This window comes from Micromonospora sp. NBC_00898 (assembly GCF_045207895.1).
GTDB lineage: Bacteria > Actinomycetota > Actinomycetes > Mycobacteriales > Micromonosporaceae > Micromonospora.
In genome coordinates, this window is the sequence record NZ_CP108775.1 from 940707 (window position 1) to 964535 (window position 23829).

Below are 23829 nucleotides of genomic sequence, written 5' to 3' on the forward strand. Positions count from 1 at the left end.
CCGGACCGGTGCCGGACGGGCCGGACGGTTCCCTCGACGGCCAGCGCGAGACACTCCGCCCTGCCCACGCGGAGTCCGCCCGGACCTGGTACGAGTAGATGCGGACGCGCGGTGGCGTTACCTGAAGAAGGAGCGGCAATGGGTACGACGAGGGTGACGTCCCCGCGGTCGACGGCCGGGCAAGGCTCGATCGGGCTGCTGTCGTGCGTCGCGTTCGCGGTGGGCACCATGGTGGGCGCGGGAGTGTTCGTGCTCTCCGGACTCGCGGTGCAGCGCGCCGGCCCGGCGGCGATCCTGTCCTTCGTCCTCGCCGGGGTGCTCGTGCTGCTCTCCGCCCTGTCCTTCGCCGTCGTGGCGAGCCTCGCCCCGGCCGGCGGGTCTGGGTACGCCTACGTCGCCACGGCGCTCGGTTCCCGGTTCGGGTTCCTCACCTCCTGGGCCTTCTGGCTGGGCGGCGTCATCGGGGTGGCGTTCGTGCTCAACGCGTTCGGCCGCTACCTGCACGACTTCTTCGTCTCCGCGCTGCCGGCCACGGCGGTCGCCGTGGCGGCGGTCGTGCTGATCGCCGTGCTGAACCTCGGACCGGCCAGCCTCATCGGCCGGGCCGAGACCGCCCTGGTGGCCGTCAAGGTCGCGATCCTGGCGCTGCTGATCGTCTTCGCTCTCGTGCACCTGGACCGGGCCCACCTCACCCCGCTCACCCCGCATGGCACTGGCGCGGTGGTCACCACCAGCGGGCTGCTGTTCATCGCCTACCTTGGCTTCAACGTGGTGACCAACATGGCCGGTGACGTGGACCGACCCCGCCGGACCATCCCGCTGGCCATCCTGATCAGCATGGCCATCGTCGCCCTCATCTACGTGGGTGTCGTGGTCGCGCTGCTCGCCGGAGGCATCAGCAGCTACGACGAGGCCAGCGTCGGCACCGCGGCCCAGCACCTGATCGGCAACTGGGGTGGCGTGTTGATCCCGATCGGTGCGCTGATCTCGACCCTGTCGGCGGCCAACGCCAACATGCTCGGCTCGTCGGAGATCATGGTCCGGCTCGCCGCCGACCGGCAAGTGCCCACTGTCGCGGGTCGGCTGTGGCACGGGCACCCCGCGGTGAGCGTTCTCGCCGGTGCCGTGGTCTCGGTGGTCCTGCTGTTCACCGGCGGTATCGAGGCGATCGTCGCACTGGGCAATGTCGCCGCGATCGTCGCCATGGTGCTGGTCAACGCGGCAGCCGTCCGCGCCCAGCGCGATCCGCACGCCGGGGGGGTCCGTCTGCCCGCCGGACCGCTGCTGCCCGCCCTCGGCCTGCTGGCCGCCCTGGTCCAGTTGGTGTTCATCGGCTGGTGGCAGACCCTGTTCGGCCTGGTGCTCGTCGCCGCCGGGCTCGGCCTGCACGCCCTGCGCGGCCGGCACCACCCCGGCCACCACGCCACCATCACCGAGCACCTGCGCCGCAACGCCGGCCCGGCCGGCCGGGCCCTGCGCCGCCGTACCACCAGGGAGGTCTGACATGTGCCGCCTGTTCGGCATGTCCGCAGCACCGCACCGCGTGAACGCCACATTCTGGCTGCTCGACGCCGTCGACAGCCTTGCCTCTCAGAGCCGCCGGGAGCCGGACGGGTTCGGCCTCGGCATCTTCGACGAGTCTGGGACACCGGAGGTCCACAAGGAGCCCGTGGCCGCGTACCGCGACGCCCGGTTCGCCACCGAGGCCCGGGAACTGGCGGCGGCGACCTTCATCGCCCACGTCCGGTACGCCTCCACCGGTGGCCTGACCCCCGTCAACACCCACCCCTTCTGCCAGCGGGACCGGCTGTTCGCCCACAACGGCGTGATCGCCGACTTGCCGGCGCTGGAGGCGGAACTCGGGGAGGCGATGCGCTGGGTGCGCGGGGACACCGACTCCGAGCGGCTCTTCGCCCTCATTACCCGATACGCCGCGCAGACCGGCGACGTGGGTGCGGCGATCACGCGAGCGGTACGGTGGGTCAGCGACCACCTGCCCGTGTACGCCGTCAACCTGGTCCTCACCACCGCGACCGAGCTGTGGGCGCTGCGCTACCCCGACACCCACGACCTCTACGTCCTCAACCGGAGTGGGGGAGGACCAACCGGCGCCCGGCACCTCGACCACGCCAGCGCCGCCGGCACGGTACGGGTGCGCTCCGCAGACCTGGCTGCCCTTCCGGCGGTGGTGGTCGCCTCCGAGCGGATGGACGAGGATCCGGGCTGGCGGTTGCTCGACCCGGGCGAGTTGCTGCACGTCGGGCCCGACCAGCAGGTCACCGGCCGGGTCGTGCTCGACTCCCCGCCGGCGCGCCAGCTGTCGCTTGCCGACCTCGACCCGCGGGCAACGGCCTCGCAGACCTCTCACGGGACCGGCCAGGCCGCGCGGGCGCGGTAGGGACGCCCAAGGTCGCGCTCGGGCGGAAGTCGACGCCCGGGCGACCCGGGCGCTGGCCGCTGGCCGATCCGAGACAGCCTGACTGACTGGCACCTGCAGGTCGTGCTACTGCCCACGCAGCAGGTGCTAGCGCACGGGTGTGGGAGCAGGTTCGGAGCTTCCGTTTGGCGTGACGAGTGCGGTCAGCTTCGGGATATCGGATGATGCCGTCCGCGATGCGGCGGCGGCTGCCTCTCGGGCCAGGAAGGAGCCGAGTTCCCCGATGGTGCTCATCAGGGGGGCGGGGAACACGACGGTCGTGTTCTTGTCCACACCAATCTCGACGAGGCTCTGCAGGTTGCGCAGTTGCAGCGCCAACGGGTGAGCCATCATGGTGTCCGAGGCGTCGCCGAGTGCGGCGGCCGCGAGGGATTCCCCTTCAGCGTTGATGATCTTCGCTCGCTTTTCCCGTTCGGCTTCGGCCTGACGGGCCATCGCCCGCTTCATGCTCTCGGGAAGCTGGATGTCTTTGAGTTCGACCAGCGTCACTTCGACGCCCCAATCGGCGGTCGTGACGTCGAGGATCTCCCGGATGTCTATGTTGATGCGGTCGGTTTCGGACAGCGTCTCGTCCAGGGTGTGTTGACCGACGACCTTACGCAGGGTCGTTTGGGCGATCTGGCTGATCGCTGCGCGTACGTTCTCGATCGCGACGACCGACTTCACCGCGTCGACGACCCGGAAATAGGCGACCGCGGAGACGTCGACGCTGACATTGTCGCGGGTGATGATGCCTTGGGACTGGATCGGCATGGTGACGATGCGCAGCGACACCCGGTGCAGGACATCGACGATGGGGATGAGCAGCCGCAATCCCGGTTCCCGGGATCCGATGACACGGCCCAGCCGGAACACCACTCCGCGTTCGTACTGCTTGACGATCCGCACCGCGAGCCCGAGCCCCGTGAGGGCCAGCACGACGACGATGACGAGGACGATGATCAGGGTATTCATCTACGTACTCCGCTCGAAATGGAGATCACATCAATGGCCGGTGACGTGCGGGCATGCGGTTGGTAGAGGCGCTCGGCGTGCAATGGCGTAGCCCGAGCGGGTTGGGCGAACACGGCTCCACATGCGGGGCCGGACCCAACATGGGCCTACCCGGTCTTTCAAAGCGATCGAGAAGTCCGGGCTCGGCCATAGGCCAACCCTCGCCCTGCATCAGCGCCTGAGGCAGGGCCGAACGTCCCCAGTCCGATGGTTACCGCCCGCCGCGCGGCATCCGCCTGCAGCGCCCGGTAGGGAGCAATGATCGGCAATGGGGAAGCTGGGTCAGGGAGCTGGCGCCTCACCGGGCCTTCGGTAGCGAAGATGATCAGTTCATTGCCGAACGGCCCGATCGGCACGGCCGGTCCGTGGGGCCCCTGTCGGCCGCCCATGCGGTGTGACAGACTCGGCTGAGACGCCCACGGGGCATGGTCGGACGTCCGAAAGATGTGGGGTGCCTGGCATGGGCGACAACAAGGATTTCCCGCTCCCGCATCCCCAAGCGTCCGATCCGGCACCCGGGCTGGTATTTCCGCAGGTGGCGCGGCTGGAGCTGGACGAGTTCCTGGAGCAGCTCGTGGCGCGGGCCCGGGATGTGCAGGACACTCAGGGACGCTTGCGTGGTCTGCTGCGCGCCTACGTTGCGGTCGGTCGTGCCGAGGACCTTGACGAGGTGCTGCGTCATATAGTCGAGGCGGCTCGGGAGTTGGTCAACGCCCAATATGCGGCGCTCGGTGTGGTCGTCGGTGGTGGCCTGGTCCGGTTCGTGCACACCGGGATGGAGCCGAAGGTGGTGGCGCGAATCGGCCAGCTCCCGGAGGGCAAGGGCGTGCTCGGCGCGCTCGTGGACTACCCGCAGACATTGCGGCTGGCCGACATTTCGGCGCACGTGGCCTCGGTGGGGTTCCCGGACGGTCATCCGCCGATGCGGTCGTTCCTCGGTGTACCCGTGCGGATCGGTGACCGGGTCTTCGGCAACCTGTACCTGACCGACAAACAGGGCGCGGCCGAGTTCACGGGTGATGACGAGGAGTTGGTGCTGGCGCTGGCGGCGGCCGCCGGTACGGCGATCGAGAACGCCACCCTGCTGGGGGAGAGTCGTCGCCGTCAGGGTTGGCAGGCCGCCATGGTCGAGGTCACCACCGGGCTGCTGGGCGGCACCGACCCGGATGAGGCGCTGCGACAGTTCGTGCGCTACGCCATGGAATTGCTGGGGGCCGGCGGGGCTGGCGTGAGTGTGCCGACGGACGACCCGGCGGTGTGGCGGATGGCGGTGACCGAGGGCACGTACAGACCCCGGCAGGACGACCCGGTGCCGTTGGCGGGGTCCGTGTCGGGGGCTGCTGTCGAGAGGCGCGGCCTGGTGCTGGTGCCCAATCCAATTACCGATCCCCGCACCGCCGCGGCCACCCTGCAGGGAGCCGGGGTCATCGGTGAGACGGTGGCCGTGGCGATGATCGGTGACGGCGGCGTCACAGGCGTGCTGCTGGCCTCGAGGCGGCCGGGTGAGCCGGCGCTGGACCAGTTGGACCGGGACATGATCTCGGCGATCGCCGCGCAGGCCGGGCTGGCGTTGGAGCTGGCCGGGGTGCGCCGCGACAACGAGCGGCTGCGGCTGATCGAAGACCGCCAGCAGATCGCCGAAGACCTGCGCCATCGGGCGATCCGGCGGCTGTTCGGCCACGGCCTGGCCCTGCAGGGCACTGCGGCACGCGTTACCAACCCGGCGGTACGTGCGGCGATCGATGCCCAGATCATCGAGGTCGATGCGGTCATCCGCGACATCCGGGAGGCCGTGTTCTCGCTCAGCCCCACCACCAAGGAACCCGATCCAGAAGGGCGGCCGGAAGTCGCGCCGGCGTAGGCCGTTGGCCTCTGTGTCGTCGTCATGGAAGCCGGCATGGTGGCGGGCGGAGGTGGAGTGTGAAACCCCAACCGATCATCGTCGGACTCGACGGAACAACCCTCGACGCCTCGGTTCTGGCCGTGGCCGTCGATCAGGCCGCGCTCACTGGCGCGACGCTGCGCTTGGTCCACGGCATGACAGCAGAACCGTCGGCCGATGGGTCCGGGTCGTCTGTGACCGCGGCCCGCCGGGCCGAAATCACGGCCATGACCGACGATCTCAAACGACAGGTCACCAAGGCGACGGGCGGCGCATCCCCGGCCGTGGAGTACGAGGTGCGTCATGGTGACCCGGCCACCGTCCTGCTCGCGGCGGCCAGAAACGCGGCGCTCATCATCGTCGGCACCCGCGGCTCGGGCGGTGGCTCACCGTTCCTTCTCGGCCCCGTCAGCCAGGATGTCGCCGTGCACGCGAGCATCCCCGTGCTTCTGGTGCCGACCGCTGCGCCCGAGCGGTGAGACGACGGGATCCCTGCCGCCCGCGCGGCCGCGTCGCGCACCGAGAAGTGGAGGACCGCGTCGGCGTATCACGGGGCTGACGGGATGTTCTATCGGGCCCGGCTTCGGCGGCCGGGCCGAACGACTCGCTCGGGCCTGCCGCACGCCCCTCATCAGCGGGCGGCCCGGTACCTAGCCTGGAAGCCAGAGGCAAGGAGGCGGCCATGACCCAATGGTTGGTTCGGGACGTCATGATCCGGGATGTGCTGTCGGTAACCCTGGGCACTCCGTACCGGGAGATCGTGGATGCTCTCGTGAACGCAAGGTGAGCGCGGCGCCGGTCGTGGACGGCAATGGCCGCGTGGTCGGTGTCGTTTCTGAGGCGGACCTGCTGCACAAGATCGAGTTCGTCGGCGAGGAGCACCAGCGCCGCATCTTCGAGCGGCCCTCGCGGCGCTCCGCGCGGGACAAGGCACACGCCGCCGTGGCCGAGGATCTGATGACCGCCCCAGCGATCACGGTGCGCCCGGAGATGTCCGTGGTGGCCGCCGCCAGGCGGCTGGAGGTCGAGCGGATCAAGCGCCTGCCGGTCGTCGACGCAGACCATCGCCTGGTGGGCGTGGTTTCCCGGCGTGACCTGCTCCGTGCACCTGCGCCCCGACTCGGAGATTCGCGACGACATCGTCGTCAATGTGCTGCGGCATACGCTCTGGATCGACCCGGCGGCCGTGCAGGTCGACGTCGTCAACGGAGTGGTCACCCTCGCAGGGCGGGTTGGATGCAGGAGCACCGCCGGCATGGTCGCCCGGCTGACCGCCGACGTTCCCGGCGTCGTCGACGTGGTCGACCGGCTGGGCTGGCAGTACGACGACTCGCGGCTCGTCCACTCAAAGGGCTACGCGTTCGGCAGCGCAGAGCGCCTGATGCGGCCGTCCAACGACTGAACGCGGGCGCCATCCTGATGTCGCATGGCATGCGGCGGTCCACCATCACGCAGCTGACGTAGTACGGCCAGTCCGACGGATCAGCGCGCCACGACCGGGCGTCCAGACAGCAGCACGGTACCGCCCTCCACGAGGACGTCCACGCCGCGATCGAGCGGGCCGCCCATCCACTCGGCTGGAGCTGGGGGCACCGCCGCACGCTCCAGCAGCGCGCCAACCTCCTCGTCAGAGGTGGGCGAGAAATCGCCGTACCATCTGCTGATCGCCGGAACCCATGCGGGCGTCTCCGTGCACACGATCTCGTCCGCGATGCGGCCGAGGGCCGTGACGGCATCCGCTGGTGCGACCGGCACAGCCAGCACGATCCTCTGCGACCCCAGGGTGCGGGCCGCCCGGCAGGCTGCTTCTGCGGTCGTCCCGGTGGTGATGCCGTCGTCGACGACGAGGGCGGTGCGACCCGCCAGCGGTATCCGGGATCGGCCACGGAGCAGCTGCTGGACCCGGTGGTCGAGTTCTACCCGCATCACGCGCTCGAGCTCGGCCAGCTCGTCCGGGCCGACGCCGGCGCGGCGCAGCACCTTGGGATAGATCGTCCGGATCCCGTTCTCCGCCACGACGCCCATTGTCAGCTCCGGCTGAAACGGTGCGTCCAGCTTGCGGGTCACGATAACGTCCAGCGGCGCGTGCAGAGCCTGCGCGACCTCGAAGGCGACCGGCACCCCGCCCCGCGGCAGCCCGAGCACCACCACGTCCGCGTCGCGTAGGTGAGCGAGCCGCCGCGCCAGACGGCGTCCGGCATCGACACGATCCGTGAAGCGCATGGCGTGCACCCCCTCTACGATCACCGTCCGCGCCGGTGGCCACTGCCGACAGTGCCATCGGCCCATGAGGACCGGGCCCTTTGTCCCCTGGCGCCGTATCCGGGTCGTTGCCGTACGCGACCGCGTCCCTTTCGGTCATCGGGCGGCCGAACGGCCCACGTGCGCGGGCGGTCCGGCACTGTGCCGCCGGGCGGTGACGGAAGACCCTCAGAGGAGAAGAGAGGTGGTGGGAGCGTGTCTGGTCGGACAATGCTACCGGTGCTGGTGGGTGTGGACGCCTCCCCGGCGAGTATCGCCGCGGTGGAGCTGGCTGCGGACGAAGCCGCGGCTCGCGTCACCCCGTTGGTGATCGTGCACGTTTACGCCGGGCCGATCCGGCGACCCACCGGGGCCTGTGCGCCGGAGTGGGTCGACCCGATGGCCGTGCAGCGGCGGCTGCTCGAAGGGGCGGTCGCGGGCGTGCGCGCGGAGCACCCGGGCCTCGCGGTCTCCGGCGAACTGCTGTCTGGTGATCCCGCCGGTGTCCTGGCCGGTCGTTCGCTGGAGGCATGCCTCTTGGTGCTTGGACATCGGCGTCGATGTGGCCTGTCGATGGCGTCGGTCGCGACATCGGTGCCGGTGCGGGTACACGTGCCGGTGATCGTGCATCGGCCGCTGGACCGGCACCGCAAGTCGGCGACGGATCCGCGTCCGGTGATCGTCGGGGTGAACGGCGAGGAGGGCGCGGAATCAGTGGTGGAGTTCGCCTTCCTCGAGGCATCGCTGCGTGGGGCTCCCTTGACGGCGCTGCTCGCATGGTCCCAACCGGCCGGCGCGATACCGGCCGGCGTCCACCCCGATGTGTGCGGCTTCGCCGAGGCGCGTGCGGAGGCCGAGCGAATGCTCGCTGAAACCCTGGCCGGCTGGTCGGAGAAGTACCCCGAGGTGCCGGTGCGGCGGATCGTGCGACACACCCTGGACGCGTCGATGACCCTCACCGAGGCGTCCCGGTCGGCGCAGCTCGTCGTCGTCGGCTCCCCCCGCAAGCGGGGACTGTCGCGGCTCTTGCTGGGGTCCGTCTCCCAGGCCCTGACCGACCATGCCGGGTGCCCGGTCGCCGTGGTGCCGGTCACCGAGAGGACGTTCGACACTGCCCCCCGGCCGGGCAGCAGCGACGACTTGTACGGAAGATGAGGGAGGTGGTGGCGGTGGCCACCGTCAAGCGCTGGAGCGTCGACATTTATATCGATGAGCACTCCCACGAGCGGCGTACCTGGGCTGAGGCGCGTCTGCACACCAAGGACGCCAGCGATCTGCACGGCACCGGAACGGCGCACCGTAACGCGTACGACCGGGAAGTGCCCGAGATCGGCGACGAGTTCGCGGCGGCGCGGGCGCTCGCCGATCTGGCGGAGAAGCTGCGGCTTGCCGCGGTCGCGGATGTGGAGCAGATCACGTTCTCGGGCCGCGCGGCCGCACCGGCGCCCGCAGTGCACACGCCGCTAGACCGCAGAGGCTGAGATGAGCATGCAAATGGGAGCGGCGCGGATTGGCGGCTGGCCCGACGAGTCTGAGCCCGACCACGAGGCGGCACGCTCGGCGCGGCCGGACCGAGACACCGATGCAGGAACCGAACTGCGACGTGCGGGACGTGCCTGTGCCCACGGGTCGAATGGCGTGCTGACCGGATCGGCGCTCTTCACCGGACGGTGGGTGGCGTAGCGTTCAGCGACGCCACCTCGCGCACCAGGGCAACGGGGCACGTCGCGTATTGGAGCAGGTGTCGGCTCACCGAGCCGGGCTGTCGGCGTAGGTCACTATGCCTATGCGAACCCACCACGACCAGTTGGGCATCGCGCGCCAGCAGCGCCAGCGCGGGCCCGGTGTCACCAGCCATGAGATCGACGTTCACCGGCACGTCGGGGTGTTTGTCCGTCCAGCCGTGCAGTGCCGTTTGGAGCATTGTCCGCTCGGCCGTTTCGCATTCGGCGGTGTGCAGGATGTGCTGCTCCGCGTCGCCCCACCAACGCGGGAGCGGCGGAGTCCAGACGCGCGCCGCGGTCAGGCCGACATTCCGCGCGGCCGCCTCCTCGAAGGCGAGCCCGATGGCGAGTTGCGCCTCGGGCGACTCGTCGACGCCGACCCAAGTTCGGCACCGGGCGAGGCCCGCACGGCCCGCGCTCGACGGGCCTTTGGTCCGCCGCGAGGGCTACTGGTCGGCCCTGTCCGGACAGCAGCATCCGCGGCAGGCTGAGGGCATGAGCATTCAAGATGTCATCGACCGGGCGCGCGACGGGCTGACCGCGCATGCCGTGTACGGGGAAAGCGTGGCGCAGGACGGCGTCGTGGTGATCCCCGCGGCACGGGTGACCGTCGGCGGGGGCGAGGGCAGCGGCCCCGACGACGACGGAGAAGGCTTCGGCGGCGGGTTTGCGGTGCACGCCCGTCCGGTTGGCGCGTTCGTGATTCGCAACGACCAGGTCCGGTGGCGGCCGGCGGTCGACGTGAACGTCCTCATCGCCGCCGGCGCGGCCCTCGGCCTGGCGGCAATGCTGTTGGCGCGGGCGGTCCGCAAGACGCGGCCCGTAGCTTCGGCCTAGGGAGATCATCGCGATGAGCAGGGCCCTGGATACGAGGTGCTGGACTGCGTACTCACCGATCGGTACACCGTCCCGATCGGTACACCGTCGTCGGCTGACGTCGGCGAGCATGGGCCGGTAGACATACGGAAACTGCCCGAACAGGGTGGGGCGGACCGAGGGAACTCCCCGCGCCTACATGCGAGGTTCGACTCCTCGCCCGGCCTCTTTATCGACCGCTTCCGGTGTCATGCGTGTACCAATGGCTGTACAGCCGCCTCCTGGTGCGGCTGCCCCCAAAGTAGGGGCGAACGTCAGTCGAGGGTGCCCCACCTGGCCCGTGGAGCAACGCCACACACACGTGAGGCTGGAAAGTGAGGAAGGGAGGTCGTGCCATGCGCGCCCTCGTCGTGTATGAGTCGATGTACGGCAACACCAAGGAGGTCGCCGAGGCCGTCGCCGCAGGCCTCGCCGAGCTGGGCGACACCGTCGTGGTGGAGGTGGGCGACGCCCCGCACGACCTGGATGCTGGCCTCGACCTGCTCGTTGTCGGCGGTCCCACCCACGCGCACGGCATGAGCCGTCCGCAGACCCGCCAGACCGCGGCGGACGACGCGCCGGCCGGGGTGGCCCCGAGCCGCATCGGGCTGCGGGAGTGGCTTGGCGCGTTGGGCCGCAGCCGGCCAGGACTGTCCGCCGCCGCCTTCGACACCCGGTTCGACAAGTCTCGCTGGCTCACCGGGTCAGCGGCGGTCGGCGCGGCCCGACTGCTCGGCCGCCACCACTGCGTGGTGGTCCTGCCGCCGAAGAGCTTCTACGTGGAGCACACGGCGGGCCCGCTCGCGAGCGGGGAGCTGGACCGCGCCCGCCGGTGGGGCGAGGAGCTCGGCACCCGACAGACCAGCGCGTCGGGTCGCCACCACGCCTCGTGATCCACGCTGTTGCGGGGCGCTGGACCGTCCGATCGCGGCAGCGCCGCTGGGCTGGTCCCCGCACCGACGCCCGGATCTGCGGGTCGCCCCACCGGGCTGCTCACTCACTGGGTACGGCCACATCCAGGGCGACGGGCAGCAGGGCCTACGGTTCGCACCACGCGGGCCCCTGCGATGGACGGGAGCCGAGGCCGGCCGCGGCCGACCCCGGGACCTCGATCAGTTCTTCTTCCCGTTTCCGACGATGACCGGGATCTCCTTCGCGGCCGGCCTGCCCTCGCCGACCTTCGCGGTGATCTCGAGGATCCCGTCCGTGTACCGGGCGGTGATGGTCTTCTCCATGACGCCCGTCGGGAGCGGGATGGTCCGGGAGAAGGATCCGTAGTGGAACTCGGAGCGGGTCTTGTCCGGGTGGGTGAGCTCCTTGCGCACGACCTCGAGCCGCAACTCGCCGTCCGTGGCGGTGATCCGCACGTCCTTGGCCGGGTCGATGCCGGGCAGCTCGGCGCGGATGACGTACTGGTCGCCCTCCACGTAGTCCTCAACCCGGATGCTCGGCGCGAGCATCGGGAACAGGGACAGGTTGGTCCAGTCGAACGGCGCTAGCGCGCTGCCGGTGAAGCGTGTGATGGTCGACATCACGACCTCCTTGTCGTTGTGTGTCACTTCCATCCGATCTCGCCGCCAGCGGGCCGGTCAGGGTCGGTCGGCCTGTCTTGGCAGGCCCTTCCGCGCGTCACAACGCATCGCCGCCGGCGACCAGCTCGGTGAGATCGACGAGCCGGCTCGTGTAACCCCACTCGTTGTCGTACCAGCCGAAAACCTTGACCAGTTGGCCGCCGTTGGCCTGGGTGAGCCCGGCGTCGAACACGCACGACGCCGGGTCGCCGACGATGTCGCGGGACACGACCGGATCGTCGGTGAAGCGCAGCACCGTGGCCAGTTGACCGCTGGCCGCCGCCGCCGAGAACGCGGCATTGACCTGGGCGGTGGTGACCGGCTCGGCGAGTTCCGCGGTGAGGTCGCAGATGGAGCCGTTCTCCACCGGCACCCGGAGCGCCACGCCGTCGAGCCGGCCGGCGAGGTCGGGCAGCACCACACCGATCGCCCTGGCCGCGCCGGTACTGGTCGGGATGATGTTCACCGCGGCGGCGCGCGCCCGGTGCAGGTCCTTGTGCGGGGTGTCCAGCACCACCTGGTCGTTCGTGTAGGCGTGCACCGTGGTCAGGTAGCCGCGCACCACACCGAAGGTCTGGTGCAGCACCTGGACCAGCGGTGCGGCGCAGTTGGTCGTGCAGGAGGCAGCCGACAGGATGTGGTGGACCACCGGGTCGTACACCTGCTCGTTGACGCCTAGGACGATCGTCGCGTCGACGCCCTTGCCCGGGGCCGAGATCAGCACCCGGCGAGCGCCGGCCTTGAGGTGTTTCGCCGCGTCGTCGCGCGAGCGCAGCCGGCCGGTGGACTCGATGACCAGGTCCACGTCGCGCTCACCCCACGGCAGCCGGTCCGGCTCCCGCTCCCGGAACACCGGGATGCGTGTCCCGGCCACGGTCAGGGACGCGTCGTCGTGCGTGACGTCCCAGCGCAGCCGGCCGAAGGTGGAGTCGTACGCCAGCAGGTGCGCCAGTGTGCGCGGCTCCCACAGGTCGTTGACGCCCACCACCTCGAACCCCTGACTCAGGAGGCCGCGTTCGAGCAGACACCTCAGATAGTTTCGGCCGATCCGGCCGAAGCCGTTGATGGCGATCCGGTAGGTCATAGCTCCTCCGCTCTGGTTCCTCGGGCTCCAGGGTTTCCTCCGGTGGGTCACCGCTCGCAGAGCCGAAGGTCCCCTCCAGAGGGGCGGCCGTCCCCTGGTCGACCACCCGCGCTTTCCCCGCGCTCAGCGACGCCCAGATACGGGCCCAGGTGCGGGGGGCCGAGCAGCAGATCAGCGCCGTCACCGGCGCGGGCCCCGTCCGGATCCCATCCAATCGACGGTTCTTGACCGAGGGGGGTCCTGCCCCTGCTGTTGTGGGCGCGGGATTCCTACTCCCCGCATGGGTGCCTGCCAGCGGGAACAACTCTTCGACGCCGGGTCGGTCGCAATCCCCGGCGGCAGAGGCGTTCGGCTCTTTCGTCGATGCCGATGGTCGTTGGGGCGAACGTCCCGCAAAGAGGGTCGGTCGGACCCTGCCGCCGGTCCGGCAGCCGACCGACCGTGGACCTACGACGCCCGCCGGAAGCGGTGGGCCGCCGGCGCCGGAGAAGGCAAGCGCGGTCGGTGCGACCGCCAGGCTCACCGTCGTCAAGACGGGTTATCCGGCGAACGGCGGACCATACCCTTCCGGCGGACGCCGTACGTCGTGCGGCGCGGCGGGTCGAAGGTCCCGCCCTATGCGGCGGATCGCCCCTCCCGGCACCCCCGTCGAGATGGCCATAGTGGGCGCACGGGCGGCGGGCTGCACGCCGGCCGACGGCGAACCGGAGGTCATCATGAAGGCAAACGTCGGTGACCGGCTGATCCTGGAGGGAACACACGTTGGTGAACCGCGTCGGGCGGGCGTCATCACCGGCGTGCGCCACCATGACGGCGCGCCGCCCTACACGGTGCGCTGGCTGGACAGCGGGCACGAGGCGTTGGTGTTCCCCGGGCCGGACGCGCGGGTGGAGCCGCCCACCGCGTCGGCGACCGGCGCCGTCCAGCACGGCGGTGCACGATGAGCACCGGTTGGCGGCTGGCGCCGGATGGGAGCCCCGGCTCGATCCTCGCTGACTGCCTGACCGCGGCCCTCGCGGCGCCCTCGGTGCACAACAGCCAGCCCTGGCTGTTCCGACTCTATGACGGTGCGGTGGCGGTGCTCGCCGACCCGAGTCGGCAGCTGCCACTGGTGGATTCGCAGGCGCGGGAACTCACCATCAGCGTCGGCGCGGCGGTACTCAACCTGCGCGTGGCGATCCTGGCGCACGGGCGCGTGCCGCTGCTGCACCTCCTGCCGCCGGGCGGTGACCCGCGGCTGCTTGCCCGCGTCACGCTCGGGCCGTACGTGCCGGCCAACGAGACCGCGCGGCTGCTCGCCCGGGCGATCCCGCACCGGCACACGAACCGCCGGCCCTTCCGCGATGTGCCCGTGCCCCCCGAGGTGCTCGAGGAACTTTCGGCCGCCGCCAGCTCGGAGCATGGTGAACTGGTGGCCGTCGACCCGGCGCTGCGCGACGCGGTGTTCGGGATCGCGCGAACCGCCGAGCACCGGCGCCGTAACGACCCGCAGTACTGGATGGAGCTGGGCCGCTGGACCCGTCACACGCCGGACCGTCGTGATGGCGTGCCGCCCGAGGCGTTCGGACCGTGGCCGGTGCTGGAGTCAGTCCCGATCCGCGACTTCGGCCTCGTCGAGCCGGCCAACCGGCGGGCGGTGCGGCAATTCGAACACGAGCCCACCGTGGCGGTGCTCTACACCGACGGCGACGGGCCACGCGAGTGGCTGCGCGCCGGGCAGGCGCTCGAGCGCACTCTGCTCACCGCGGCCATCCGTGGCGTGGCGACGACCCTTATGACCCAGCCGCTCGAGATCCCCGAGCTGCGCGCGTTGCTCGCCGACCCGATCACCGGCCGTACGCCGCAGGCGATCATTCGGGTAGGTTACGGGCCGCCCAGCCCGCCCACGCCCCGCCGCCCCCTGTCCGACGTCCTGCTCGGTCCGGATCCGGCCGCCCGCCTGCAGCCGGCCGTCCGGAGGGGATGACGACATGGCGATCGGCGTGTCCGCCCCGGCGGTCACCGCTTCCGGACTGACCAGCGCCGAGGCGGCCGCTCGGCTGCACGCCGATGGACCCAACATCGTCTCGACGGCTCCGGGCCGCCACCTGCCGAGGCGGATCATGCGGCAGCTGACTGACCCGCTGGTTGCCCTCCTGCTGGCCGCCGCCGTGGTCACAACGGCGCTCGGCGACCTCCCGGACACCCTGGTCATCGCGCTCGTTGTGCTGGTCAATACGGCGATCGGGATCGTGCAGGAGGTCCGGGCGGACCGCGCCATCGCCGCGCTCGACCGGCTCGCCGCGCCGACCGCCCGCGTGGTCCGGGACGGCGCCGACGAGATCATTCCCGCCGCCGACCTGGTGGTCGGCGACCTGGTCCGACTCGAAGCCGGCGACGTCGTGCCGGCGGACCTCCGGCTTGCCGGCGTGCACCGGCTGCAGACCGACGAGTCCGCGCTGACCGGCGAGTCGGTCCCGGTCGCACACCTCACTGGCGACCAGGCGTACGCCGGAACGGTGGTGGTCACCGGCCGCGGCGCGGGCATCGTGACGCGCACGGGGGTGCACAGCGCCTTGGGCCGTATTGCCACGCTCGCGACGGCCACCCGACCCGGGTCGACGCCGCTGCAGCGCAGGCTGGTGGGGCTCGGCCGGGTGCTGGGCGTCACCGCGGTGGTCCTGTCCGCGCTGGTGTTCGCGATCGGCGTGGTCGGCGGCCGGTGGTCGAGATGGCGATCACCGCCGTCAGCCTGGTGGTGGCCGCGGTGCCCGAGTCGCTGCCCGCCGTGGTCACCCTCGCCCTCGCGCTGGGCGCGCGGCGGATGGCCGCCGCGCGGGCGATCCCCCGGCGGCTGCACGCGGTGGAGACCCTCGGCTCGGTCACCGTCGTGGCCTCGGACAAGACCGGAACGCTCACCGAGGGCAGGATGGCCGTCCAGCAGGCCGTGACAGCCGACGGTTCCCGCTACGTGATCAGCGGAACGGGGTACGAGCCGGCCGGAGGCGTCCACCACGCCGGGCGGCGGGTCTCGGCGTCCACGGACCTCACCGCGCTCGCGCGGGCAGTCCTGCTCTGCAACGACGCCACCCTGGCCGCGCCGACGCCGGACCGGCCGGAGTGGACCGCGGTCGGCGATCCCCTCGAAGCGGCGCTCGTCACGTTCGCTGCCCGCTGCGGCCTGGCCCCGCACTCGGTGCGGGCGGCCTGGCCACGGCTGGCCGAGCACCCGTTCGAGCAGGCCACCAGGCGGATGACCACTGTCCACCGTGCCGGCGACGGCCGGTACCTCGTCATCTGCAAGGGCGCTCCGGAGAACGTCCTGGCGGACCCGGCCGTCGCCGTCGACGGCGCGAACCTGGCGGCGGCGCACGACCTTGCCGGCCAGGGCCTGCGGGTCCTCGCGGTCGCCGCGGCGGTCGTCGATGCCATGCCGGACCCCGCTCGGCCAACCGCCCCGCGCCCGCTCGGCCTGGTCGCTGTCGGCGACCCGATCCGGGGTACGGCGCCGGCGACCGCCGACGCGTTCGAGGACGCCGGCATCCGGCTCGTGCTCATCACAGTGTTCATGACCGACTTCGCGGCCTGGTACAACGAGGCACACCGCCACGCCGGCATCGGACTGCACACTCCCGCTGAGGTCCACCACGGACGTCACCACACGGTACGCGCGACGCGGGAACAGGCCCTGGCCACCGCCCGCGCGGCGCATCCCGAGCGGTTCGGCACCCACCGCCTCCTACCCAAGATCCTCGACCTGCCCGACCAGGTCTGGATCAACAATCCCGACCAGCAAACGGAACTGGAACCGCTGGTCGCCTAACTCCCACTGGCCTCAATCCCTTGACACGTTCCGCCCGGTCAGCCTTCGGTCTAGGCGCCCGGACTGTCGCTCTCACTTCGGCTGCCCACGCTGGTTGTGTGGCTCTCTAATGGCCTGCGCTTTTCCGGGCGTCGTCCTAGCTTGTTCTTTAACCTCGCTGTCCGCGCGTCGGCGTGATCCTTTATGGACGTCGGCGTGTCTTGCCGGACGGAAGACGGCCACCGCCTGATGATCCTTCGGTTCCCTGCAAGGACGCGAAGATCAGGCGGTGGCCGTGGCCACGATTGTGGACTACCTGGGCGGTTTGGGGTTACCCGACACGCCCGCTGAGGCCGACCCCGGTCCGGCGGCGGTGCTGGCGACCTTCCGGCAAGGCTTCTACCGGTGTCTGACCGGACGGGCCGACGCGTTGTTCGAGCTGACCGACGCGGTCCTGTGCACCGACGGGCCGGTGCACAGCCTGGTCGACCTGTCGCTTGCGGCGGAGCACCGGCGTGGTCACGGCGCCTTGTACGACGGGCTGAACAGCGGCCGGATCGACATCGACCGGCTACGGACGACGCTGGCCGGCCTGCCGCTGCCGAGGACCGCGGGCGGGCGGATCGTCCTGGCGGTCGATGTCAGTAACTGGCTGCGCCCGGACGCGTCGACCTCGGCGGACCGGCTGTTCTGCCACGTCTACGGCCGCGCGAAGGGTCAGGCCCAGATGATTCCCGGATGGCCGTACTCGTTCGTCGCCGCGCTGGAGCCCGGCCGCACCTCGTGGACCGCGATCCTGGACGTGGTGCGCCTCGGCCCGACCGACGACGCCACCGCGGTGACCGCCGACCAGCTACGCGACGTCGTCAATCGCCTTGTCGAGGCAGGGCACTGGCGCGACGGTGATCCCGAGATCCTGATCGCCGCCGACACCGGCTACGACATCACCCGACTGGCGTTCGTCCTCGCGGATCTGCCGGTGCAGCTGCTGGGCCGCATCCGCACCGACCGGGTACTACGACAACCGAAGCCACCCCGACTGCCCGGCAGCACCGGCCGTCCACCCAAACACGGACCCGAATTCCGCCTGGACAACCCGCTCACCTGGCCGGCGCCGCAGCACCACACCACCACCGACACCAGCCGCTACGGCACCGCTGACGCCTGCAGCTGGGACCGGCTGCGCCCGCGGTTGACCCGCCGCACCTGCTGGATCGACCACGACGGTGACCTGCCGGTCATCGAGGGCACCCTGATCCGGCTGCAGGTCGAGCACCTGCCCGGCGACCGCGATCCCAAGCCGGTATGGCTGTGGTGCTCCGCCACCGGCGCCAGCGCCGCTGACGTGGACCGATGGTGGCAGTCGTTCCTGCGCAGATTCGACCTGGAGCACACGTTCCGGCTGTTCAAACAGACCCTGGGCTGGACCCGGCCGAAACTGCGTACTCCCGAGGCCGCCGACCGCTGGACCTGGCTGATCATCGCCGCTCACACTCAACTCCGCCTCGCCCGACCCCTCGCCGCGGACCTGCGCCGCCCATGGGAACGACCAACCACACCAGGCCGGCTCACTCCCGCCCGGGTCCGTCGGGGGTTTCGGAACCTACGCGCGAAGACCACTCTGCCCGCCGGTGCGCCGAAACCCGCAAGACCAGGCCCCGGACGCCCACCCGGCTCCACCAACCACAGGCCAGCACCCCGCCACGACGTCGGTAAAACCGTCAAACGTGACCTGAGCATCACCGCACGTAAACAGCGCGGAGGTTAAAGATCAAGCCTAGGCCGTGTTTCATAGTTCGGGTCAGAGCCATTCGTTGATCGCGACGACGTGGAGTGTGGCCTGGTAGCGCACGGCGGGTTTGTCGTATCGAGTGGCGACCGCGCGGTGGCGTTTGAGCTGGTTGATGCCGCACTCGACGGCGTGACGCTGCCGGTAGGCGATGGGGTCGAAGGTGGGTGGTCGTCCGCCCTTCGACCCCTTCTTGCGCCGATTGGCGGCTTGGTCGACCTTGATCGGGATCGTGGCTGGGATACCGCGCCGGCGCAGGTGCGCCCGGTTGCCGCGGGAGCTGTAGGCCTTGTCCGCGAGGACCCGATCTGGTCGGGTGCGGGGCCGACCGCCGTCGGGCCGGGGGACCCGGATGCGGGCCAGGACCCGGGTGAACTGCGGGCTGTCGCCGCGTTGCCCGCCGGTCAGCAGCATCGCGAGGGGTTTGCGGCCCTGCTCGCAGGCCAGGTGCAGCTTGGTGGTCCAGCCACCCCGCGACCGGCCCAAGGCGTGATCAGCGGGCTCCTCGTCGTCGACCCCACCGGGTGGCTCCTTCTGCCGCTCGGGCTGGGTGCGGGCACCGGCGGCGTGCTGATGCGCCCGGGCGATGGTCGAGTCGACGCTGACGTCCCAGGTGATCAGGCCGGCTACGTCGGCGCGGGTTTGCAGCCCGGTGACGATCCGCTGCCACACCCCGGCCCGCTGCCAGCGGCGGAACAGCCCATAGACCGTCTGCCAGGGCCCATAGCACTCCGGCACGTCCCGCCACGGCGAGCCCACCCGCACCCGCCAGCGGATCCCATCGATGAGCTGCCGCTTACTCCACTTCGGCGGTCGTCCTGGCTTCTTGCCCGTCGGCAACAGCGGCGCCAACACCGCCCACTGCACGTCAGTCAGGTCGAACCGCCTCGTCACCGCTATGGTGGCCACGAGGTCTCCGGTGTTCAGGTTCTTCTTGGTCGATGAACCCTCTACCGGAGACCTCGCCCTCTATCGATCACCGACACGCCGACACCGGATCAGACGATCTTCATTTCTGAAACAGGGCCTAGGCGTCAACTCCCGGTGGCGGGTGGTGCCGTGCCCTCCATGTACCGCTTGAGACCCGCCCAGATCTCCGCTTCCTGCTGCCGGCCGATGCGAGCGATGACAGGACCCAGGAGCCGGAACACACCCTTGGGCTGCAGTTCCCAAGACCACCGCATCCTTGTTCCACCAGGACCAGGTTCGAAAGTCACGGCGCCATGGATCTCTGCTGTCGACATGCGCGTGGTGGAAGCCAGGCGGCTTGCCCTGGTGTAGTCGGTCACTTCGATGTCCATATTGACGGGTCGTCCTCGCGACTCGACCGTGGCCGACCAACATGTCCCGTTGGCAATCGCCCCGGGCGTCATCTTGTCGACCCGAACCATGTGTGGGTTGTACTTCGGCTCGTTGCGTTCGTCGGCAACGAAGTCGAAAACGTCCTCGACCGGCCGAGCGATAACCGTCGAGCCCTGGATCCTCGCCATATCCACACCTCTCCTCGCACACTCCACTTGATTCGATCTAGCTTGTGTGGACGACGCGGAACACGGGGTAGTGGTCGACGATTGTCCGAATGTCGTCGATGGACGGGTCCGGGTCGAGGCCGAAGTAGAAGCGCGCCTGGTTTGCGTTGGCGTCGGCGCCGCTGCGTCGGCGGCCAGCGCGCAGATACTCTGCGATGATGTCTGGCCGGTCGGCCGGGGCAAGTTCCTCAAGGCGGACGTGTCGCGCGCTGCCGCGTCGGATCACCGCGTCGCCGCGAGCTGCCCGAACGTTCCTGACCCACTGTGACTCCCCAGCGAGCGCTACCAGGTAATCCTTTCCCTGGTAGCGAGTTCGCAGGATGGGCACTCGTCGTAACTTGCCGGACCTGCGGCCCCGCACCTGCAGGGTCACGGCGTCTCGAGGGGCCAGCCCCACGGAGGTGAGCAGCACACCGAGCCAGTTGAGGCGCCGATACCAGCCGGCCGGAGGCCGGTACTCCGTACGGGCGGAATAGTCCTGAGGCTTCACGTCAACCCTCCCGTAGAGGTCGCAATCCTCTGGCAGCACTTCGACCTTCCCAGCCGCAACCCGGGTCGGATAGAGGCGAAGGTCCCCCAGTGAGCCGCCTCTCGATCTCGTTGGGCCAGGCGAGAACATCTCCAGTAGCCGCGAGGAACCCAGCACCCGGCAGGTACGGACCGTGACGGACCCAGCGACGCCTCGATAACGCTCGTCAAGCATCAGCCGAGGCACGACATGCCGGCCGGCAGCTTGTCCGACTCCGACTGATGGGTGACACCCCGGCTTCACTGATGGGTAACGCGGTCACCAGTCGCGGCGCCCGCGCGTAACGATCCGTGACCGTATGAGCCCGGGTTGCTGGCAACGGCGCCGTTGCGTTGTGAGGTCGGCGGACGTGTTGAACCCGTCTCGGTCCGAGGTCAGATCGCCAGGGCGAGTTCGTTGAACGCCGCGGCGACCCGTGTGGCCAGCGGGGCGTCGACGGCGAGTTCGTAGTGGCCGCGTCGGAGGTTCTGCATGAAGGCGTGGCCGGCGATGATCACTTGTGCTGTCTTGTCGGTTTGTAGCCCGCGCATCGGTCTCAACCGGTGTTTGAGCTGGCTGTGGTCGGCTTCGATCGGGTTGTTCGCGTACTGCTCGACGTGGTACCACGCGGACGGGATGAGCTCATCGAGGACGCCGGGGTAGACCGGCGCGGCGTCGGTGACCACCTCGCTGGGTGTCGCTTTCACCGTCGACAGTGCCCGTCGGAAGAACCGCCGGGGCGGCGTCGGCGTCGCGGCGGGTCGAGACGAGCACGTCGATGACCTGCCCGTCCTGGTCGACTGCCCGGTACACGTACCGCCACACCCCGTTGACCTTGACGTACGTCTCGTCGACGAACCACCTGTTGCCTGGTGAGTGGTGGCTGAATCGGGCGGCGTCGGCCAGCAGTGGGGTGAACCGTTGCACCCACCGGTAGACGGTGGTTGTAGCGCAGGTACCAGCGGACTGCGACGACGATCACCTCTGGCGGGAACCGGAACCCGGCGAACGCCGACTTCGGAGGCAGCCACGCGCCAGGACGCGACGACGACTTCACTGCTCAAGTCTGCCTCGATCTTGCCGACGCTCAACGCAACGGAGCCCTTCAGCGAGATCCACAGGAACGGCCGGGCGGCCATCGTGACGTTCCGTTACCAGCGAGCCGGCATCGACCGTATCCGCCTCTGTCGAGATCCGTCCTGGTCCTGGTGCGCCCAGGTGTGCTGGAGTGGCCTGGTGGATGCCGTGGACCTCGCGCGACGCTTCGCTCTTGGCGGGGCCGTTGGGCTGTCGGACGGGCCGGTCGCTCGGGGCAGGCAAGGCGTCGTGTGGCGGCTGGAGACGGCATATGGCAGCTGGGCGGTGAAGGTGCCGTTTCACCAGTCCGGTGAGGACGAGGTGCGGCTGGCGACAACGTTCCAGGAAGCGGCCTACACCGCCGGCGTACCGACGCCGCAGGTGCGGCGCACCACGGAGGGAAGCGTCTTCGCCACCGTGGACGGCAGGCAGGTCAGGGTGTACGAGTGGGTCGACGTTAAGGCCCCCGACCCCTGTCTCGACCCTGCTTTGGTGGGCGCGGTCGTGGCCGCCATTCACCGCGTACCGGTCACTGAGCCCGGCCAGTTGGACCCGTGGTATCACGAACCGGTCGGCGCCGATCGCTGGGACCAACTGGCCCAGCAGCTTGTGGAAGCGGGGGCGCCGTTCGCCGGCCAGTTGGCCGATCTGCGTGATGAGCTGGTCGCATTGGAATCCTGGATCGAGCCGCCCCAGATGCTGCGGACCTGCCACCGCGACCTGTGGGCCGACAACGTCCTGCCGACCGCGGACGGCGGAGTATGCGTCATCGACTGGGAGAACAGCGGTCCGGCTGACCCGAACCAGGAGCTCGGGTGCGTGCTCTTCGAGTTCGCCCGCGCCGATCCGGGCCGAGCCCGCGCCCTGATCGACGCCTACCGCGAGGCCGCTGGACCGGCGACGGTGAACTGCCGCGGACACTTTTCGATGCTCATCGCGCAACTCGGGCACATCACCGAGATCGCCGCCACCGACTGGCTGACGCCAAACGCTCGCTCCCCGCAGCGCGCCGACTCCGCCGCATGGATCAGTGAGGTCCTTGACGAGCCGCACACTCGCGAGCTGCTCGACAGTCTTTTGGCGGCGGTGTGCGGAGGCGCCACGCCGTCAGGGCAGCCACCGGATATGTGAGCTGTCCGCGCAAGTGTCCGCGTCGGCCGCGGTGGTGTGCAGGCGGGCGCTCTCATGTCGAGATGAGTGCCTCATTCAACGTCGGACCCCTTTGAGATGATCGTGGCGGTCCGATCAGCCAGGCGATGGAGCGTTCGACCATGGGCCGGTGTTGGCGGTAGGTGTCACGCAGGTTGGGGTTGGTGGCCCAGTCGCGGCGGGCGTGCCGGAGCAAGGCGTCGTGTTCGTGTAGCCGCACGGTCCGGCCGTCTTTGGCGCTGGTGCAGCCTTGACGTAGCGGGCAGGCGCGGCAGGCGGCGCCGAAGGTGGCGGTGCGTGCCGGGTAAGGGTCCGGGTGACCCCGTTCGGGCAGGTGACGGTGCCGGCGGCCTCGTCGACGGTGAAGTCGTCCAGGGTGAACCCGCCAGGCACGGCGGGGCGCAGCGGCGCCGGTTTGATGATCGCGGTATGTCCCGCCTGGGTGAGGGCGGCGCGGGCCTGGCCGGTGCCGTAGGCCGAGTCACCCAACACCTCCAGCTCGCCTGGTTCGGTGTCCTCGTCCAGCAGCGCCAGGCCGACGACGGCTTCGTGGTTGTCCTCGCCAGCGGCCTCGGTCACCTCCCCGGCGGTGAACAGCCCGGTGTCCGGCTCGACCGCGACGTGGGCCTTGTAGCCGTCCTGACGGTGATGCACGGTCTTGTGCACGTGCCGCGCCTGCGGGTCGACCACACTGATCACCCGCTCCGGCGCGACCCGACGGGCGATACGCCACCTGCCGTCGGTGCCATCGGAGCCTTCGGCCGGCTCAACGTCCTGCCCGGCTACCAACGCCATCAACGCCAACGCGCGGGCGGCCGGCTCGTCGAGATCCGCAGCCGGATGTCGTCCACGGCGCCGGCGGCCAGCCGCACGTCGCCGTGCAACGCGATCCTCTGCTGGGCGGCGTGGTACCGGGCGGTGATGGACGAACCAGAGTGGCTGAACACGGCATCGGCCAACCCGCTGATCGCGGCGCTGCCGCTCGTACTCGCGGCGGCCGCGCTCCGGCGGGATCAGGCTGCTCGGTGCAATCCGTTCCGGTCGCGGTCGTCAGGCCGACCGGTGGACGGCCGTCGTCACCGGTGGCATGGGCGATCAGCGCCAAGTGTTGCCGACAGTATGAGGCGGTGACTGGGGGAGTGGCCTCATACCAGCTGCAGTTCTTCATGGAGAACGATCATGTAGTTGGGGTTCAACTCGGGCCTCGGA

The 23829-nt window shown here is 70.1% G+C and carries 23 protein-coding genes and 4 pseudogenes; 16 read left to right on the forward strand and 11 right to left on the reverse strand.

The features are described from left to right. The first annotated feature begins 138 nt into the window (after positions 1 to 138). Positions 139 to 1503 (forward strand): APC family permease, encoded by a 1365-nt coding sequence (locus OG799_RS04370; RefSeq protein WP_406043324.1) that lies wholly within the window; start codon positions 139 to 141, stop codon positions 1501 to 1503. A 1-nt stretch (position 1504) separates the two neighbouring features. Continuing rightward, complete coding sequence (locus tag OG799_RS04375; RefSeq protein ID WP_406043326.1) at positions 1505 to 2398, forward strand: class II glutamine amidotransferase; 894 nt, start codon at positions 1505 to 1507, stop codon at positions 2396 to 2398. A 126-nt stretch (positions 2399 to 2524) separates the two neighbouring features. On the opposite strand, the gene OG799_RS04380 is transcribed toward OG799_RS04375, so the two are convergent. Then, a complete protein-coding gene (locus tag OG799_RS04380; protein WP_406043328.1) occupies positions 2525 to 3391 on the reverse strand; it encodes a slipin family protein in 867 nt (288 codons plus the stop codon). Positions 3392 to 3890: 499 nt separating this feature from the next. On the opposite strand from OG799_RS04380, the gene OG799_RS04385 reads away from it, so the two are divergent. The 4 genes and pseudogenes from OG799_RS04385 to OG799_RS04400 all read left to right on the forward strand — a co-directional run bounded on the left by OG799_RS04385 (position 3891) and on the right by OG799_RS04400 (position 6714). Next, the gene (locus OG799_RS04385; protein WP_406043330.1) at positions 3891 to 5291 is read left to right on the forward strand and encodes a GAF domain-containing protein; all 1401 of its coding nucleotides are present in this window, start codon (positions 3891 to 3893) and stop codon (positions 5289 to 5291) included. Positions 5292 to 5350: 59 nt separating this feature from the next. Next, positions 5351 to 5791, forward strand: a complete 441-nt coding sequence (locus OG799_RS04390) for a universal stress protein (RefSeq protein ID WP_406043332.1) — start codon at positions 5351 to 5353, stop codon at positions 5789 to 5791. Between the two features lie 211 nt (positions 5792 to 6002). Then, a pseudogene (locus OG799_RS04395) lies at positions 6003 to 6359 on the forward strand (CBS domain-containing protein); the annotation flags it as partial. A 55-nt stretch (positions 6360 to 6414) separates the two neighbouring features. After that, positions 6415 to 6714, forward strand: a complete 300-nt coding sequence (locus tag OG799_RS04400) for a BON domain-containing protein (protein ID WP_406043334.1) — start codon at positions 6415 to 6417, stop codon at positions 6712 to 6714. A gap of 80 nt (positions 6715 to 6794) precedes the next feature. Here the strand turns inward: OG799_RS04400 and OG799_RS04405 are convergent, their stop codons facing one another. Next, positions 6795 to 7535, reverse strand: a complete 741-nt coding sequence (locus OG799_RS04405; RefSeq protein WP_406043336.1) for a phosphoribosyltransferase — start codon at positions 7533 to 7535, stop codon at positions 6795 to 6797. Between the two features lie 258 nt (positions 7536 to 7793). On the opposite strand from OG799_RS04405, the gene OG799_RS04410 reads away from it, so the two are divergent. After that, positions 7794 to 8708 (forward strand): universal stress protein, encoded by a 915-nt coding sequence (locus OG799_RS04410; RefSeq protein WP_406043338.1) that lies wholly within the window; start codon positions 7794 to 7796, stop codon positions 8706 to 8708. Positions 8709 to 8722: 14 nt separating this feature from the next. Further along, positions 8723 to 9034: a dsRBD fold-containing protein gene (locus tag OG799_RS04415; RefSeq protein ID WP_406043340.1), complete on the forward strand. Its 312-nt coding sequence runs from the start codon at positions 8723 to 8725 to the stop codon at positions 9032 to 9034. 179 nt (positions 9035 to 9213) lie between these two features. On the opposite strand, the gene OG799_RS04420 is transcribed toward OG799_RS04415, so the two are convergent. Next, positions 9214 to 9621 (reverse strand): universal stress protein, encoded by a 408-nt coding sequence (locus OG799_RS04420; RefSeq protein WP_406046200.1) that lies wholly within the window; start codon positions 9619 to 9621, stop codon positions 9214 to 9216. Here OG799_RS04420 and OG799_RS04425 point away from each other — a divergent pair. Beyond that, positions 9620 to 10114, forward strand: coding sequence for a spore germination protein GerW family protein (locus OG799_RS04425; RefSeq protein ID WP_406043342.1), 495 nt, complete (start codon positions 9620 to 9622; stop codon positions 10112 to 10114). The two genes, OG799_RS04420 and OG799_RS04425, sit on opposite strands and share 2 nt — an antisense overlap. A 374-nt stretch (positions 10115 to 10488) precedes the next feature. Further along, positions 10489 to 11025 (forward strand): flavodoxin family protein, encoded by a 537-nt coding sequence (locus OG799_RS04430; protein WP_406043344.1) that lies wholly within the window; start codon positions 10489 to 10491, stop codon positions 11023 to 11025. Positions 11026 to 11244: 219 nt separating this feature from the next. On the opposite strand, the gene OG799_RS04435 is transcribed toward OG799_RS04430, so the two are convergent. Further along, positions 11245 to 11664, reverse strand: coding sequence for an Hsp20/alpha crystallin family protein (locus tag OG799_RS04435; protein ID WP_406043346.1), 420 nt, complete (start codon positions 11662 to 11664; stop codon positions 11245 to 11247). Positions 11665 to 11761: 97 nt separating this feature from the next. Next, a complete protein-coding gene (gene gap / locus OG799_RS04440; RefSeq protein WP_406043348.1) occupies positions 11762 to 12787 on the reverse strand; it encodes a type I glyceraldehyde-3-phosphate dehydrogenase in 1026 nt (341 codons plus the stop codon). A gap of 617 nt (positions 12788 to 13404) precedes the next feature. On the opposite strand from gap, the gene OG799_RS04445 reads away from it, so the two are divergent. From OG799_RS04445 to OG799_RS04465, 5 genes and pseudogenes are all read left to right on the forward strand, one after another. Next, positions 13405 to 13731, forward strand: a complete 327-nt coding sequence (locus OG799_RS04445; RefSeq protein ID WP_406043350.1) for a DUF1918 domain-containing protein — start codon at positions 13405 to 13407, stop codon at positions 13729 to 13731. Then, positions 13728 to 14753: an Acg family FMN-binding oxidoreductase gene (locus OG799_RS04450; protein ID WP_406043352.1), complete on the forward strand. Its 1026-nt coding sequence runs from the start codon at positions 13728 to 13730 to the stop codon at positions 14751 to 14753. Before OG799_RS04445 ends, OG799_RS04450 begins: the two co-directional genes overlap by 4 nt. A gap of 4 nt (positions 14754 to 14757) precedes the next feature. Further along, positions 14758 to 15435: pseudogene (locus OG799_RS04455) on the forward strand (HAD-IC family P-type ATPase); the annotation flags it as partial. A 62-nt stretch (positions 15436 to 15497) separates the two neighbouring features. Then, on the forward strand, positions 15498 to 16589 hold the full coding sequence (locus OG799_RS04460; protein WP_406043354.1) for an HAD-IC family P-type ATPase: 1092 nt from the start codon (positions 15498 to 15500) through the stop codon (positions 16587 to 16589). A 304-nt stretch (positions 16590 to 16893) separates the two neighbouring features. After that, on the forward strand, positions 16894 to 18336 hold the full coding sequence (locus tag OG799_RS04465; RefSeq protein ID WP_406046201.1) for an NF041680 family putative transposase: 1443 nt from the start codon (positions 16894 to 16896) through the stop codon (positions 18334 to 18336). 33 nt (positions 18337 to 18369) lie between these two features. Here the strand turns inward: OG799_RS04465 and OG799_RS04470 are convergent, their stop codons facing one another. The 4 genes and pseudogenes from OG799_RS04470 to OG799_RS04485 all read right to left on the reverse strand — a co-directional run bounded on the left by OG799_RS04470 (position 18370) and on the right by OG799_RS04485 (position 21421). Then, entirely contained in the window at positions 18370 to 19251 is an 882-nt protein-coding gene (locus OG799_RS04470) for an IS5 family transposase (protein WP_406046202.1), read from the reverse strand. 140 nt (positions 19252 to 19391) lie between these two features. Next, positions 19392 to 19847: an SRPBCC family protein gene (locus OG799_RS04475; RefSeq protein WP_406043356.1), complete on the reverse strand. Its 456-nt coding sequence runs from the start codon at positions 19845 to 19847 to the stop codon at positions 19392 to 19394. 37 nt (positions 19848 to 19884) lie between these two features. Continuing rightward, the gene (locus OG799_RS04480) at positions 19885 to 20376 is read right to left on the reverse strand and encodes a nitroreductase/quinone reductase family protein (RefSeq protein WP_406043358.1); all 492 of its coding nucleotides are present in this window, start codon (positions 20374 to 20376) and stop codon (positions 19885 to 19887) included. 413 nt (positions 20377 to 20789) lie between these two features. After that, positions 20790 to 21421 (reverse strand): annotated as a pseudogene (locus OG799_RS04485) (IS6 family transposase). Positions 21422 to 21471: 50 nt separating this feature from the next. On the opposite strand from OG799_RS04485, the gene OG799_RS04490 reads away from it, so the two are divergent. Next, positions 21472 to 22602, forward strand: coding sequence for a phosphotransferase enzyme family protein (locus OG799_RS04490; RefSeq protein ID WP_406043360.1), 1131 nt, complete (start codon positions 21472 to 21474; stop codon positions 22600 to 22602). Positions 22603 to 22672: 70 nt separating this feature from the next. Here OG799_RS04490 and OG799_RS04495 read toward each other — a convergent pair. After that, a pseudogene (locus OG799_RS04495) lies at positions 22673 to 23469 on the reverse strand (transposase); the annotation flags it as partial. Next, positions 23415 to 23567: a hypothetical protein gene (locus OG799_RS04500; protein ID WP_406043362.1), complete on the reverse strand. Its 153-nt coding sequence runs from the start codon at positions 23565 to 23567 to the stop codon at positions 23415 to 23417. The gene OG799_RS04500 and the pseudogene OG799_RS04495, both read right to left, overlap by 55 nt. Positions 23568 to 23829 lie beyond the last annotated feature (262 nt).

Excerpts from the sequence above, each read along its gene's own strand:
- OG799_RS04450 (WP_406043352.1), top strand. The coding sequence starts at position 13,728 with ATGAGCACCGGTTGGCGGCTGGCGCCGGATGGGAGCCCCGGCTCGATC.
- OG799_RS04430 (WP_406043344.1), top strand. The coding sequence starts at position 10,489 with ATGCGCGCCCTCGTCGTGTATGAGTCGATGTACGGCAACACCAAGGAG.
- OG799_RS04385 (WP_406043330.1), top strand. The coding sequence starts at position 3,891 with ATGGGCGACAACAAGGATTTCCCGCTCCCGCATCCCCAAGCGTCCGAT.
- OG799_RS04460 (WP_406043354.1), top strand. The coding sequence starts at position 15,498 with ATGGCGATCACCGCCGTCAGCCTGGTGGTGGCCGCGGTGCCCGAGTCG.
- OG799_RS04370 (WP_406043324.1), top strand. The coding sequence starts at position 139 with ATGGGTACGACGAGGGTGACGTCCCCGCGGTCGACGGCCGGGCAAGGC.
- OG799_RS04375 (WP_406043326.1), top strand. The coding sequence starts at position 1,505 with ATGTGCCGCCTGTTCGGCATGTCCGCAGCACCGCACCGCGTGAACGCC.
- OG799_RS04475 (WP_406043356.1), bottom strand. The coding sequence starts at position 19,847 with ATGGCGAGGATCCAGGGCTCGACGGTTATCGCTCGGCCGGTCGAGGAC.
- OG799_RS04380 (WP_406043328.1), bottom strand. The coding sequence starts at position 3,391 with ATGAATACCCTGATCATCGTCCTCGTCATCGTCGTCGTGCTGGCCCTC.
- OG799_RS04405 (WP_406043336.1), bottom strand. The coding sequence starts at position 7,535 with ATGCGCTTCACGGATCGTGTCGATGCCGGACGCCGTCTGGCGCGGCGG.
- OG799_RS04425 (WP_406043342.1), top strand. The coding sequence starts at position 9,620 with ATGGCGAGTTGCGCCTCGGGCGACTCGTCGACGCCGACCCAAGTTCGG.
- OG799_RS04445 (WP_406043350.1), top strand. The coding sequence starts at position 13,405 with ATGCGGCGGATCGCCCCTCCCGGCACCCCCGTCGAGATGGCCATAGTG.
- gap (WP_406043348.1), bottom strand. The coding sequence starts at position 12,787 with ATGACCTACCGGATCGCCATCAACGGCTTCGGCCGGATCGGCCGAAAC.
- OG799_RS04435 (WP_406043346.1), bottom strand. The coding sequence starts at position 11,664 with ATGTCGACCATCACACGCTTCACCGGCAGCGCGCTAGCGCCGTTCGAC.